The following is a 13,753-nucleotide window of genomic DNA, read 5'->3' on the forward strand; positions in this document are numbered from 1 at the left end:
TGGGCTGCCGCTAGCGTGTGGCCGAATCCGGTGCCTCGCGCGCCACGGCCGTGCCTGACGAAGTGTCAGTTTCCATTCCACAGTGGGGGAGTTCGGCATGGACAGACGGAGCTTCAACCGACGGATGCTGGTGGGCGGAGCGGTCGCGGCGACCGGGGTGACATCGATGTCGGCCATGGCGCCCGAGGCGGTACCGGCCGAGGAGCCGCCCAGGCGGGCCCCGGCGGGCGGCGAGGTGCGCCGCGTCACGATGTACGCGGAGAAGCTTCCCGACGGGCAGCTGGGCTACGGCCTGGAGCGCGGCAAGGCGTCCGTGCCCGGCCCGCTGATCGAGCTCAACGAGGGCGACACGCTGCACGTCGACTTCGAGAACACCACGGACGTCGCCGTCAGCCTGCACGTCCACGGCATGGACTACGAGATCTCCAGTGACGGCACCAAGCACACCAGGTCCGACGTGGCGCCGGGCAAGAGGCGCACGTACACCTGGCGCACGCACGTGCCCGGGCGCCGCAAGGACGGCACCTGGCGGCCCGGCACCGCCGGGTACTGGCACTACCACGACCACGTGGTCGGCACCGACCACGGCACCGGCGGCCTGCGCAAGGGCCTCTACGGGGCGGTGATCGTGCGCCGCGAGGGCGACGTCCTGCCCGACAAGACCTGCGTGATCGTCTTCAACGACATGATGATCAACAACAGGCCCGCGCACTCGGGCCCGGACTTCGAGGCCACCGTGGGCGACCGGGTCGAGTTCGTGTCGATCACGCACGGCGAGTACTACCACACCTTCCACATCCACGGTCACCGCTGGGCGGACAACCGCACGGGCATGCTGACCGGGCCCGACGATCCCAGCCAGATCCTCGACGACAAGATCACCGGACCGGGGGACTCCTTCGGCTTCCAGGTGATCGCGGGAGAGGGGGTCGGGGCGGGGGCGTGGATGTACCACTGCCATGTGCAGAGCCACTCCGACATGGGGATGGTGGGGCTGTTCCTGGTGAAGAAGCCGGACGGCTCGATTCCGGAATACGAGCCGCATCATCCCCGGGCCGGGGCCGGGGCCGGGGCCGGGGCCGAGCCGGAGTCGGGCGGTGCCCATCACTAGGTGCCGCGCCCCGTGACGGCGGCCGTCAGCGCAGGAGACTCCACTTGTAGCGGGCGTCCTTGGGGTCCAGGTCGTGGCGGACCGTCACATAGGACGTGCCCTCGCGGTACGGCGTGCTCAGGAGCTTGCCGTCGTCGTGCGACACCCAGAACAGGTCACCCGCCTGGTTGCCGTTGAAGTGCCAGAACTGGTCGACGTCGTTCGCGTCGCATGTGCCGAGCCAGGCGAGGCCCCAACCGGCCACGTCCGCCAGGCACTTGCCGGTGCTGACGGAGGAGATCTGCCACGCGGGCTGGTTCGCCAGGTTCAGGCGCCAGCGCTGCCGGGGGTCGCCGAGGTCGCAGGGCGCGAAGGTGGCGGTGCCCTGGAAGGCGTTGGCGGGGTCGTCGGCGGTGGACATGCACAGGCCGTTGCCCGTGTTGCGGAACAGGCTCCCGGGGTCGGGCTCGGCGGCGCCCGCGGGCGCCGCCCCCGTGAGGAGGGCGCCGCTCGCGGCCGTGACCAGGGCCGCGGTCAGAGCGGTGAGCCGACGTGTGACCTTCATGGGGAGTCCTTCCGGTGGCGGTGGTGATCCCGATGCTGAGGCACGGCGCCGCGCGGCACCATCGCCGAAACGGGGGACAACGGGGGGCGCGAACCAGCCTGTGGGCCTGTTCGGGCGCGCTCCGGGCGCCGCCGCCGTGGCTATTCTGATCGGCAACCGCCGATGAGGAGTTCCGAGGTGAGCGAGGCAGGGGCGCGTCCCACCCTGGAGGCAGTGGCCGCGCGGGCCGGCGTTTCGCGCGCGACGGTGTCCCGGGTCGTGAACGGCGAGGCAGGGGTACGGGAAGTCCTCGCCGTGAAGGTCAGACGGGCCGTGGACGAGCTCGGCTACGTGCCCAACCGCGCCGCCCGCAGCCTCGTCACCCGGCGCTACGACGCCGTCGCCGTGGTCATCGCCGAGCCGGAGACCCGGGTCTTCGCCGATCCGTTCTTCGCGCTCCAACTACGCGGCATCAGCAAGGAACTGACGGCCCATGACGTCCAGCTCGTCCTGCTCCTCACCGAGGGGCGCGCCGACCACGCGCGCGTGGGCCGCTATCTGTCCGGCGGCCACGTCGACGGGGCCCTCGTCTTCTCGCTGCACCTGGACGACCCGCTGCCGGTCATCATCAACGGCGCGGGCGTGCCCACGGTGTTCGGCGGGCGCCCCGGCTGGACGGGCGGCGAGGACAGCGTGCGCTACGTCGACTGCGACAACCGCGGCGGCGCGCGCACGGCCGTGCGCCACCTCGCCGGGCTCGGCCGCACCCGCATCGCGCACATCACCGGGGCCCTCGACCAGACGTCGGCGGCCGACCGCCTCGACGGCTTCCGGGACGTGCTTCCCGCCGGGGACGCGCGGCTCGTCGCCGAGGGCGACTTCACGCCCGCGGGCGGCGAGCGCGCCATGCGGCACCTGCTCGACCGGTGCCCGGACGTCGACGCCGTGTTCGCCGCGAACGACCTGTCGGCCGCCGGTGCGCTGCGGGTCCTGCGCGCGGCCGGGCGGCGCGTACCGGACGACGTGGCGGTCGTCGGCTTCGACGACATGCTGCCCGTGGCCGAGCAGGCCGACCCGCCGCTGACCACGGTGCGCCAGGACATCGAGGAGATGGGCCGCCTGATGGCGGCCATGCTGCTCCGCGGCCAGGACCGGTGCCCCGCCCCGGACGACGGCCGCGTACGCCCGCGGGAACGGCCGCGGGGCGCCGACGACGTCGGGCACGCGGCGAGCGTCGTCCTGCCGACGGAACTGGTGCGACGGGAGTCGGCGTAGCCGAAGGTTTTCCGCGCACCCGGTCACACTTCTCTCCCGCCAGGGGTCATAGCGATAACTCCGCCGATACGGCGGCAGCGCCCGGGAGCCCCTCCCGGACCCCACGAGCGAGGAGTAGTCATGGCGGCATCGATCCTGGTCACGGGTGGTACGGGCACGCTCGGGCGGCTCGTCGTGCCGCTCCTGCGGACGGCCGGGCACGAGGTGCGGGTGCTCAGCAGGCACGCCCACGCGCCGGGCGACGGCATCACGTACGTCACCGGTGACCTGGTCAAGGGCGAGGGCGTGGCGGAGGCCGTGGCCGGGGTCGACACCGTGCTGCACCTGGCGGGCGGCCCCAAGGGCGACGCCGAGGCGGCCGGGCACCTGGTGCGGGCGGCCCGGGCGGCGGGGGTGCGCCACCTGGTGTACATCTCGGTCATCGGGGCGGACCGGGTGCCGCTCGGGTGGTTCCGCGCGAAGCTGCAGGCCGAGCGGGCCGTTGCGGAGTCGGGCATTCCGTGGACCACGCTGCGCGCCGCCCAGTTCCACGACCTCGTGCTCACCATGGCCGAGAAGATGGCGAAGCTGCCGGTGCTCCCGGTCCCCGGCGGACTGCGCTTCCAGCCGGTCGACGCCCGGGAGGTGGCCGCCAGGCTCGCCGAGTTGACGCTCGGCGAACCGGCGGGCCTGGTGGCCGACCTGGCCGGGCCGAAGGTGTACGGCATGGGCGAGCTGAACCGCGGCTATCTGAAGGCGCGCGGCAAGCACCGCCTCCTGATGCCGGTCCGCATGCCCGGCAAGGCGGGCCGCGCCTACCGCGCGGGCGAGAACCTCACGCTCGACGGCGCGTCGGTCGGCCGGCGCACCTGGGAGGAATTCCTCGCCGAACGCGTGCGATAGCCGGTCCTGGCCGGCGTCCCGCTGTGCGGTGCGCCGGTGCACGGCATTCCGGATTCCTCGTCCGCCCCCTCCGTACTGTCGGCGGTACACGGGCCGGGAAATCGGTGTGCCCGGGACAGCGAAAAGGCCGGGAAATCTTGCGGCCGGGATCTTCAACCGTCAGCCTCTATGGACGACTTGAGGATCTCGGGTGACCTGCTCGGCGGGGGCCGCTCGCGGTTCGGCACGCGCGGGCCCGGCGGGCCCGCCACGGGCACGCGGTGCCCGCGACGGGGCAGCAGCAACCGGAGGATTTCCCATGGCCACAGACGCCGTACGTCCAAAACTGTCCAGACTTCCGTCCCTGAGCGGGATGCGATTCATCGCGGCACTGCCGGTTTTCGCATTCCACGGGACCTCGGGGATGAATTTCCTGCGCGGTGACACCGGTGAGTTCTTCACCGACCTGTTCAAGGACGCGGGCACGCCGAGCGTGAGTTTCTTCTTCGTGCTGAGCGGCTTCATCCTGACCTGGTCGGCACGGCCGCGCGACACGGTGCCGGGCTTCTGGCGACGCCGGATGATCAAGGTCTATCCGAACCATCTGCTCGCCTTCGCGGCCACCGTCGTGATCATGCTGCTCGCGTCCGACCCGTTCGAGGCGAAGAAGTTCTTCACCAGCCTCTTCCTCGTCCAGTCCTGGGTGCCGGAGCTGCCGGTGCTCACGGGGATGAACCCGGTGGCCTGGTCGCTGTCCTGCGAGGTCCTCTTCTATCTGAGCTTCCCGCTGCTCCTTCCGCTGGTGCGGCGCCTCTCGGTGCGCGGCCTGTGGGTGGCGGCCGGGGTGCTCGTCGCCGTCCCCTGGCTCGCGGTGGTGTTCGCCCAGAACGTCATCGACGGCACCCCGCTGCTGCCGGGCCAGCCGCTCACCCACGAGCAGCTGTGGTTCGTGTACTTCTTCCCGGTGACCCGCATGGCCGAGTTCGTCCTCGGCATCGTGGTGGCGCGCCTGGTCCTCGGCGGGTCCGTGCCGCGCATCGGCCTGGTCCCGGCCGCGCTGTTCGCGCTCGGCGGCTACCTCCTCAACGCCCAGGTGCCCTACCTCTACAGCGTCGGCGGCACGGCGGCCTTCTGGGTCGCGCCGCTGGTCGTCGCCGGTGCGACGGCCGATGTGCGCGGCACGCGTTCGGCGATGCGCGGGCGCGTGATGGTCAAGCTCGGCGAGCTGTCGTTCGCCTTCTACCTGGTGCACGTGATGTTCCTGGTGTCGGCCCAGCGCTGGCTGGTCCAGGACATGTCGGACGGCGCCGCCCTCGCGACGTTCATCGGCTGCTTCGCGGGGAGCCTCGCCGTGGCCTACGCCCTCTTCACCTGGGTGGAGTCCCCCCTGGTCCGCAAGTTCGGCAGCGCCCCACGCCCGAAGCCGACCCTGGCACCCGCCCCCACCGCGGAACCCCTCACCGCCGCGAAGGACTAGGCGGCCCACAGCACGCGTGCCCCGGCCCTCCCCCATGGGGCCGGGGCGCGCGTCGTGGGGGAGGGCGCTACGCCCCGACCGACACCGTGAAGCGGCGGGGGTTGTTGTCGTGGGCCGCGCCCGATACGTCCGGTTGGCCGTCCGGGCGTACGTCGTCGTACGGGAAGGCGTAGCCGATGGGCGAGTTGGCGTGCACCACGCGGGCCCAGTGGTTGGTGACGGGGCCGCGGTAGTAGTCGGCGGCGGTCGTGCCGTTCGGCTGGGTGGGGTGGGTCAGCATGAGGCCGCGGTTGAAGCCGGCGGCCAGCCGGGCGAGCAGGGCCTTCTTGTCGTCGGGGTCGGCGGGGTTGTTGGCGAACGGGCCGTGGTTGCAGGTGAAGACGTCCTTCGAGGACGGCTTGGTGAAGGTGTGGCCGCCCGCGAAGGTGAGCGTGTTGCCCGAGACCCGGCCCACGCGGACGCCCCGGCCGCCCTGGAGGTCGATCCGCAGGTCCGTAGAGCGGTACTTCTCCCAGACCTGGTCGGCGTAGGCCGTGAACAGGTCGCGGAACGGCATCTGGTCGGGGCGGTCGAAGTACGGCGCCATGACGTTCTGCGGCGAGACCACGCGCACGACGCGGCCGCCGCCGCGGACGACCAGCCTGTCCCACGGCTGTCCGTCCCGGCCCGCCTGCGCCACCAGGTCGGCGGCGATCCTGTCGACGGCCCCGCCGGGCAGGGGCGCCACGGTGTGCGTGGCGTCGCCCTCCAGGGTCAGGCCGATGGGCAGGGCGGTGACCAGGTCGACGTAGCTGATGTTCGCGTACAGCTGGGTGCTGTTGAAGGTGAACTCGCAGAACGACCAGGTGCGGCCGTAGTGGGGGTCGGCCGGGTTGGCGAAGGCGGGCTCGACGAGCGCGGGGCCCGGGTTGAGGAGGAAGTCCAGCCTGTCGTCGCGCACGAAGTAGACCCGGGCCCCGTACATCTGAGGGAGCGTCAGGATCCGGGGCGCGGAACCGGCCGCGCCCAGCGGGATGGCGCAGTCCACGGCCAGCGGCGTGTGCGGCGCCGGGGGCGACTCCGGGCGGTGGACACCGCCGTCCGGCCTGAGGAGCAGCCAGCGGCCGGTGCCGGGCTCGTGGCCGGTGACGTAGGCGCGGACCTGGCCCGGCAGGGACTTGTTCCGCAGAACGAGTTCGCAGGTGGCCGGGGCCGCCTCGGCGCGCGGGCTGAGCGCGCCGCCCCGGACGGGGTAGGTGAGGGCGCCCGCGGTGGCGGCGGATGACGTCAGGAACACTCTGCGCGAGATCACGGCATCTCTCTCCTGGCTGAAACGTGGGGGGGGGGAGTGGTGCAGGAGCGCGGCCCGGGTGCGCGGTGGTGCGTGGACGTGCCGGGGTGCCTCAAGGCCCCGAGGCACCGAAGCCCCGAGGCGCAAAACGTCAAGGTGCCCCTCACTGTCCCGGCCCCGAAATCGCGGCGTCAAGAGATGTGACTGAGAGCGCTCTCAGAATCTTCTCCGGCTTCACAAGGTGAGGGCGCGCTCGGCGGAGGGTGACGGGAGTCCGACCCCGCGCGGTCGTGGGCGGGTGGCCCTCAGGTTCTTGAAGCGACGCGGCGCGACGCGCCCGGGGCGCGCAAAGGTGCGACGGGGCCTTGCGCGGGCCCGTACGGTGGGTCATGCCGAACGGTCGGTCGCCCCCTGCCCCGGGGGCCCCGTGCGCCGCGTTGATCGAACGTTGATCGGTTGTTTCGCGCTTTCGTCCACGATCGTTGCATGCACATTGACACCACGGTGACCGAAGCCGAACTGGCCTGGCAGGAGCAGGCGCTGTGCGCGCAGACCGGACCCGACTTCTTCTTCCCCGACCCCGGCAGCTCGGTGCGTGAGGCGAAGCGCATCTGCCGCCTGTGCGACATGCGCTCCGCCTGCCTCGCGTACGCGCTGGACAACGACGAGCGGTTCGGCGTCTGGGGCGGGCTCTCCGAGAAGGAACGGCAGAGCCTGCGGCGCGAGAGGGTCTCGCGCACCGCTTGAGCGCCCGGCCGCGGCCCGCCCCGCCGCGGCCGCGGCTCGTCAGCCGTACGTGACCGTGAACCGCGCCGTCCCCGCGGGCACGTGCACGTCGTCGCCCGCGACCGGCAGGGCGCGCCCGTCCGCCGTGGCCGCCCGCACCGGGCCGAACCGGCACGGATAGACGTACCGCACGCCCTGCGGCGCGTCGGTGACGTCCACGGTCACCGTGCGCTCGCCCGCGTCGTGCGCGAGCCGGTAGCCGAAGGGGGCGCCGAACAGCGTCGGCGCCGCCCCGACCGCCACCGCCGCGCCGTCCGGCACCCAGTGCGGGCGCACGCCCGGCGCCACGTACACATGCGGGTCGCGGTCCTCGTCCGCCTCGAAGAAGAGGATGTCGCGGACGAGCAGCAGATACTCCGCCGCCGCCCAGCCGTGCGGAATGTCGCCCATGTACCAGTGGCGGTACGGCACCTCGCCGTAGTCGGAGGCGATGGGGAAGGCGTGCTGCTCGTTCCAGGCGCCGAGCGCCACCGCCCGGCCCTCGGCGCGCGGCGAGGCGGCGGCCACGGTCCAGCCGAGCAGCGCGTCCATCCGCGCCGGATCCCCGGCGAGCAGATAGGCGTGCGCCAGCTGCATCGTCAGATACGGCCCGTACGCGTTCCACGCCGCCTCGTGCCGGAAGCCGCCGGTGACGAAGCGCGCGTACATCGTGTCGAGGGTCCAGCGCGCCGCCCGGTCGACGTCGCCGCCCAGCTTGTCGCCCATGTGCAGCCGCAGCGGATGGAAGTACGCCGCCGCGCCGATCATCGTCGAGTCGAGCCGCCCCACGTCACCCGGCCCGGTCGGGATGTACGTCTCCCAGTCGCCGCGCCGCCGCTGCTCGGCCAGGACCCAGCGGATCGAGGCCGCCGTGGCCCGCTTCAGGTCGTCGAAAGCGGCCCACAGCTCGGCCGCCTCGGGAGTGCCGAGGCGCTCGGCGAGCCGGGCCGCCTCGTAGAGGCCCGCCAGACCCCACAGGTCGTCCCAGTAGTGCGGTTTGTCCCGCTCGCCGAGGTGCTCCGCGCTCCAGCCGCTGTGCAGCAGGCCGTACGCGTCCCGGTTGTCGCGCAGCCAGCGCGCGGCGTCGACGACGTAGGGCGCGTACAGCTTCGCCCCGAACGCGGCGTCGCGGCCGCGCGTGCGGTCGAAGCGGCCGATCGCCCACAGCGCCTGGCCGTTGCTGTCCCACTCGCGGTCGTCCTTCTCGTGCGGGCCGCCGTAGAAGCCGTACTCGGCGCACGGCCCGATCCGGCCCGTGCCGCGGTTGAACCGCAGCGGATAGTGCGTGCCCAGCTGGCGCTCCGCGAGAGCCGTGTCGCCCACCAGCGAGCACGCCGTGGCCTCCACCGACGAGTCGCGGATCCAGAACGAGTCGTACACCGTCGGGCCGGGATGGATCTCCCCGTGGTCGGAGAGCACGAGCAGCTGCGCCCGGCACTGCCGGAACCGGTCCGCCAGATGCGCCACGGGCTCCGGCAGCTCGGGTCGCACGCCCTGGCCGAGGAGCTTCGCCGCCCAGAACGCCCGGTTCGCCTGCTCCAGCTCCGCGGCGGGCGTCGCGCGCAGCTCCGCCAGGTCGTCAGCGCCGCTGTACAGATCGACCGGAAGCCGCACGTCAAGGGCGAACACCTCGTCGTCCGCGACCCGGAACGGCCACGCGAACGCCGCGCTGCACAACCCCGCCACCTGGTCCTGCGCCTGGAGCGCCGCGTTGAGCTTGCCGCCGGTGACCAGGTCGTGGAAGGGGCTGCGGACCAGATACGCCCCGGGGTCGGTCGTGAAGTCCGGGTTGCCGTACACGCCGTAGTGCTCCGGCGGGGCGTCGAACACCGGGCCCCAGCCGCTGTTGGTCTCCACCCGCGCCTCGTCCGGCAGGTACCGCAGGAACGTCAGGCGCCGGTCGGTGAGCTGCTCGCCGCGCCGGTCGTGCCGCTGGAACCCGCTCGGGCCCGCGGGCAGCACGGCCGCGCACAGCCAGCCCTCGCGGGGGCGCCCGTCCTGGCTGCGCACCGCGAGCCGGGTCACCGCCAGGTCCCGCCGGCGCGCGCCGACCGCGGTGGCGAACGTCCGCTGCGCGTACGCGACGCCGTCCGCCGAGCGGAACTCCGTCACCACCACGGGCAGGTGCGGCGCCTCGACGCGCTGCTCCACCGTGCCGCCCCCGGCCAGCTGCGGCAGCCGCACGGCGCCCGCCGCCGGGTCGTACAGGAAGAAGGCCAGACAGTACTTGTCGTAGACCGGCTCGATCTCGCCCGCCTGGCCGACCAGGGACTCCTGGCGGTGGTCCTTCACCCCCACCATGTGCCAGTAGCGGTACAGGGCGTTGGAGGCGAAGGCGGCCTCCTTCGACGCGTACGTGCCCTGGTCGAAGTCGTCGCTCCAGCGCCGGAACGCGGCCTGTGCCCACCACGGCACGGGGTGGGGCACCCGGGCCCGGTCCGCCCAGCCGCGCCACATGACCTCGTAGAACATCCACTCGTGTGTCTGTGCCACGCCTTTCCACCCCCAGGGGCCGACGATGTGCCCGAGCGCTCCGCCGGAGTCACCGCGACGGGCCCGGGCCGTCTTGCGCCCGCGGATCCGTCGTGGCCGGTCGCGCAGCTCCCCGCGGCTGCCTCCAAGGGTCCGCTCAGGGTCTGTCCGCCCACCATGGCACCGCTTCCGTGGGCCGTAAATCGCTACGTCCGGCCGGGCCCGGCGGGCAGAATCGGCGCATGGCTCGCCCTGATCCGGCCGCTGCGGCCGCCCGTCTGCTCGCCGACCTCGACCCGCTGCCGTACCCGGAACGGATGCGGCGGCTCGCCCGCGTCGGGCAGGCGCGCCGCGGCGAGGTCCGGGAGTGGCTCCCGGCCCTGGAGGGCGGCGCGGCCGCGCCCGGGCCCGGCCGCCGCTGGGGCCGCGCCCGGCGGGAGCGCGACGGCACGGACCGGTTCGTGCCCGGCCGCGCCCACGAACGCGGCGTCGCGGTGCTGCTCGCCTCGGTCACCGGGGACACCGCGTGGATCGCGGCCCGCCTCGCCGACCCCGACGCGTTCGTCCGCGGCCACGCCCTGCGCGCCGCCGACGCCGTGGGCGTGCCCGACGCCGCCTTCGAGGCCGCGCTCACCGACGCCCCCCGGGCCGTGCGCCGCGCCCTGCTGCGCGCGCTCGCCGCCGGGCGCCGCACCGCCCTCGCCGACCGGCTCGTCGACGGCGTCCGGCGGGACTGGGGCGACGCCGAGGCGGCCCGGTTGCTGCCCGGCTGCTCCGACGACGTGGTGGCCCGCCTGCTGCCCGAAGTCCTGTACGCCGTACGCGCCTTGACCGCCCTTGCCAAGCGGCACCACGGCGTCCTGCTCGACGTCGTCACGCGCGAGCTCGCCGCCGCGCCCGACGTCCTGCGCGACGCCTGCTGGGAGCGGTGCGGGGCGGCCCTCGCGGCGGGCGCGGAGCACGATCCGCTGCGCGCCCTCGACCTTCTGGAGCGGTACGCGCCGAGCAGCTTCCCCAGCCAACTCCTGCCCCGCGTCGGGGTGTTCGCCGCCGTCGCGCCCGACCGGGTGCTGCGTCTCCTCGCCGGCGAGTGGGGTGCGGTGCTCCGCCGCAGCGGCCGCCTCACCCGGTCCGTGCTGCGCCGCCTCGCCCGGCACGGCGGCCCCGGCCTCACCGCCTACGCCCGTTCCGTCGCCGACGACTCCGCCGCCCTCACCCAGCTGCTCGCCGCGCACCCGCCCGCCGCCCGGCCTGCGCTGTACGCGGCCGCCGTCGAGGGCCGCGGGCCCGGGGCCGCCACCGTCGACAGCGGCCTGTGGGACGTCCTGCCGCGCCGTGCCGCCGCCGACGAGGCCCGCCGCGTCGCCGCCCGCGCCCGCGCGGAGGGCGCGTACTGGACCACCGTGCTCGCCGCCGAGTCCCATCTGCCGTGCGCGGAGGTCCGCGAGCGCCTCGTCGCCGCAACCCGCCGCCCCGTCGCCGACGACCGCGCCGAGGCCTGGCCGTTCCTCGTCCGCAACGCGGCCCGCTCCCGCGACGCGGCCGAAGTCTCCCTCGTCGTACGGGACATGGCCGAGCGCCTCGCCAACGAGCAGGACCCGGTGCGCGCCGAGGCGCTGTACGCGCTCTCCACCGTGCGGCCCGCGCTGTTCGATCCCGGCGCCGTGGAGCGTCTGGACCGGATCGCCGCCGACGCCGTGGCCGCGCGCGACTGCTCGTACGACACCAGGGACGCGCTCGGCTCCCTCGCGCTCGCCGTGCTCCGCGAGCACGCGGGCAACCCCCGCACCGAGTTGGTGGGGTGGGGGCTGCGCACCCTCACCCTCCTCACCGGCAGCACCGGACGCGCCGACTTCGGGCGGCTCGACCGGGCGCTGCGGCGCGGCCAGGAACACGCGGTGTACGAGGCGCTGCGACCCTGGATCGAGGCGGGCGCGGAGAAGGCCGACTACGGCCTGGCGTTCGCGCTCGCCCGTGCCGTGGGGCGCCGCGCGCGGGGCATGGCCGCGCTCCAGGACCTGCTGTGGCGGGCGATCCTGCGCGGTGACAACCCCACGGCGGCCACGGCGATCGGCCTGTGGCTCGATGCGGCGCCGACCCCGGCCGAGCGCGACGACCGCGTGGCGCGCGTCCTCGCCCGGGAGCCCTCGGCGGCCGCCCTCGACCCCGTGCGCACCGTCCTCACCCACCGCCGCACCGACCTGCTCGACCCGCTGCTCGGTGCGCGGCCGCCGTACGGCCGCTTCCTCACCCCGGGGTCCGCCTGGACGCTGCCCGCCGCGCCCGGGGTCGTGCGGCGCTGGACGGCCCGGCAACAGGAGGCGTGGGCACGGCAGTTGGGGGCCGCCGTGGCCGACGAGAAGCTGCCGCTCGCGGAGCGCGCCGCCGCGCTCGCCCGCGGCGCGGCCGTGCCCGGCGCCGGGGCCGACCTCGCCCGGCAGTGGAGCGCTGCCGCCGACGTCCGCCTCGGTGAGGCGGGCCTCGCCGCGCTCGCCCACACGGACCGGCCCGGCGACGCCGTGCCCGCGCTGCTCGCGCACGCGGGCGACGAGCGGGCACGGGTCGCGGTGTACGCGGCGGGCCGGGCCTCCCGGTACGCGGCGCCTTCGCTCCTCGCCGGGCCGCTGCGCGAGGTCCTCACCGGGCCCGGAGTCAAGGTCACCAGCCGTAAGGAGGCCGCCCGGCTCGTGGCCGCCCGCCTTCCCGCGGCGACGGCGGCGAGCCTGCTGCGCGAGGCGTACCGGGCGCCGGGCGCCCACCCGGACGTGCGGGCCGCGTGCGTGGCGTCCTGCGGCGGGCTGCTCGGCGAGGCGCCCGCGGGGGAGCTGCTCGCCGACGCCGCGCGGGGCGAGCCCGCGTCGCGGTTCGCCGTCCTGCGGATGTCGCCCCTGGACGTCGCGCCCGCGCACCGGGAGCGGTACGCGAACCTCGTGTGCGACGTGGGTGCGGCCGACGACGCCGAGGCGGCGGTCCTGGCCTTCGGCGTCCTGCCCCGGTGGGCGCCGTGGTCGGCCGGGGCCGCGGAGGTGCTCGGCGCGGCCTGCGCGGATCTGGCGCGGGGCCGGGCCGTGTGGCAGGCGGCCGCGGACGGCCTGGTCACGGCGGCGGTCACGGCCCTCCGCGGCGACGAGGCGCTGTGCGGGGCGCTCGCCTCGCTGGCCGCCGTGCCCGGGGAGGCGGGGCTCGGGGCCCGGCGGCGGGTCGAGCACGTGGTCGCGCGGCTCGTGGTGCGGCAGGGGGCGGCGGGGCGGTCGGTGGCCCGGCGCGCGGGTGAACTCCTCACTTCCTACGAGGACTTCAGGCCGCAGGCCGTGCGGCTGCTGGTGGCCGCGGTGGAGGTCGGTGGGGCGCGGGTGGGGCCGGACCTGGAGCGGGTCGCGGAGCTGCACGAGGGGAGGCCCGTCCTAGCCGGGGCGACCGCGCGGGCTCTGGCGGAGCGCCTGGCCGGAGTGGACGCCTCCCTCGCCGGGGCGGCCCTGCTGCCCGTGGCCCGGGCCCTCGCCGCGGGACCCGGCACCGCCCGGCCCCTCTTCGCCGTCTCCCTCGCCCAGACCCTGGGCTCCCGCACGGGCTGGCCCGCACCGTGGCGCGACCTCCTCACGGACCTGCGCCACCACGCCCTCCCCGACACCAGGGACGCGGCGCTGGCGGTGACCTTGCCATAGCCGCGCCGGGGGCCCGGCGGACCCGGGGGCGCGCCGTGGCTGCCCACCGCGGGCCCGGCGGACCTGGGGCCCACGCCTTGGCCTCCCACTGCGGGCCTGGGGCTGCGCCGTGGCTGCCCACTGCGGGACGGCACCTGGGGCTGCGCCCCTGCCCTCCAGGTGGGGGGCGGCACCGGAGGCCGCCCCTGACGCTTGGCCCCTGCTTCAACGGTTGCTCGGCACCTGGGGCTGTGCCCACCCGTCCCGCCCCGCGGGACGATTGCCCACAGCGGGGGCACACGGTCCGGCCCACCCGCCCCGGGCCGACGCCGGGGCCGCTTCCCGCAGCCGGGGC

Annotated in this window: 9 protein-coding genes; 6 read left to right on the plus strand and 3 right to left on the minus strand. The window is 74.9% G+C overall.

The window, feature by feature from the left end:
- The first annotated feature begins 97 nt into the window (after window positions 1-97).
- On the plus strand, window positions 98-1,111 hold the full coding sequence (locus tag C9F11_RS33155) for a multicopper oxidase domain-containing protein (protein WP_249401974.1): 1,014 nt from the start codon (window positions 98-100) through the stop codon (window positions 1,109-1,111).
- Between the two features lie 25 nt (window positions 1,112-1,136).
- Here the strand turns inward: C9F11_RS33155 and C9F11_RS33160 are convergent, their stop codons facing one another.
- The gene (locus tag C9F11_RS33160) at window positions 1,137-1,655 is read right to left on the minus strand and encodes an RICIN domain-containing protein (protein WP_138962720.1); all 519 of its coding nucleotides are present in this window, start codon (window positions 1,653-1,655) and stop codon (window positions 1,137-1,139) included.
- A gap of 177 nt (window positions 1,656-1,832) precedes the next feature.
- Here C9F11_RS33160 and C9F11_RS33165 point away from each other — a divergent pair, with 177 nt between their 5' ends.
- The 3 genes from C9F11_RS33165 to C9F11_RS33175 all read left to right on the plus strand — a co-directional run bounded on the left by C9F11_RS33165 (window position 1,833) and on the right by C9F11_RS33175 (window position 5,247).
- The gene (locus C9F11_RS33165) at window positions 1,833-2,909 is read left to right on the plus strand and encodes a LacI family DNA-binding transcriptional regulator (protein WP_138962721.1); all 1,077 of its coding nucleotides are present in this window, start codon (window positions 1,833-1,835) and stop codon (window positions 2,907-2,909) included.
- Window positions 2,910-3,029: 120 nt separating this feature from the next.
- The gene (locus C9F11_RS33170; RefSeq protein ID WP_138962722.1) at window positions 3,030-3,791 is read left to right on the plus strand and encodes an NAD(P)H-binding protein; all 762 of its coding nucleotides are present in this window, start codon (window positions 3,030-3,032) and stop codon (window positions 3,789-3,791) included.
- A gap of 298 nt (window positions 3,792-4,089) precedes the next feature.
- Window positions 4,090-5,247, plus strand: a complete 1,158-nt coding sequence (locus C9F11_RS33175) for an acyltransferase (protein ID WP_138962723.1) — start codon at window positions 4,090-4,092, stop codon at window positions 5,245-5,247.
- Between the two features lie 67 nt (window positions 5,248-5,314).
- Here C9F11_RS33175 and C9F11_RS33180 read toward each other — a convergent pair whose 3' ends face one another.
- Window positions 5,315-6,538 carry a beta-1,3-glucanase family protein gene (locus C9F11_RS33180; protein ID WP_138962724.1) on the minus strand — a complete coding sequence of 408 codons (1,224 nt, stop codon included), beginning with the start codon at window positions 6,536-6,538 and terminating at the stop codon, window positions 5,315-5,317.
- A gap of 465 nt (window positions 6,539-7,003) precedes the next feature.
- Here C9F11_RS33180 and C9F11_RS33185 point away from each other — a divergent pair, with 465 nt between their 5' ends.
- Entirely contained in the window at window positions 7,004-7,264 is a 261-nt protein-coding gene (locus C9F11_RS33185; protein ID WP_030668194.1) for a WhiB family transcriptional regulator, read from the plus strand.
- A 39-nt stretch (window positions 7,265-7,303) separates the two neighbouring features.
- On the opposite strand, the gene C9F11_RS33190 is transcribed toward C9F11_RS33185, so the two are convergent.
- Window positions 7,304-9,775, minus strand: coding sequence for a hypothetical protein (locus C9F11_RS33190; protein WP_138962725.1), 2,472 nt, complete (start codon window positions 9,773-9,775; stop codon window positions 7,304-7,306).
- A 221-nt stretch (window positions 9,776-9,996) separates the two neighbouring features.
- Here C9F11_RS33190 and C9F11_RS33195 point away from each other — a divergent pair, with 221 nt between their 5' ends.
- The gene (locus C9F11_RS33195) at window positions 9,997-13,419 is read left to right on the plus strand and encodes a hypothetical protein (protein ID WP_138962726.1); all 3,423 of its coding nucleotides are present in this window, start codon (window positions 9,997-9,999) and stop codon (window positions 13,417-13,419) included.
- Window positions 13,420-13,753 lie beyond the last annotated feature (334 nt).

The organism is Streptomyces sp. YIM 121038 (assembly GCF_006088715.1).
In the GTDB taxonomy this organism is placed as follows: domain Bacteria; phylum Actinomycetota; class Actinomycetes; order Streptomycetales; family Streptomycetaceae; genus Streptomyces.

Coding starts and splice junctions, on each gene's coding strand:
- C9F11_RS33155 (WP_249401974.1), top strand. CDS start 98: ATGGACAGACGGAGCTTCAACCGACGGATGCTGGTGGGCGGAGCGGTC.
- C9F11_RS33160 (WP_138962720.1), bottom strand. CDS start 1,655: ATGAAGGTCACACGTCGGCTCACCGCTCTGACCGCGGCCCTGGTCACG.
- C9F11_RS33170 (WP_138962722.1), top strand. CDS start 3,030: ATGGCGGCATCGATCCTGGTCACGGGTGGTACGGGCACGCTCGGGCGG.
- C9F11_RS33175 (WP_138962723.1), top strand. CDS start 4,090: ATGGCCACAGACGCCGTACGTCCAAAACTGTCCAGACTTCCGTCCCTG.
- C9F11_RS33185 (WP_030668194.1), top strand. CDS start 7,004: ATGCACATTGACACCACGGTGACCGAAGCCGAACTGGCCTGGCAGGAG.
- C9F11_RS33195 (WP_138962726.1), top strand. CDS start 9,997: ATGGCTCGCCCTGATCCGGCCGCTGCGGCCGCCCGTCTGCTCGCCGAC.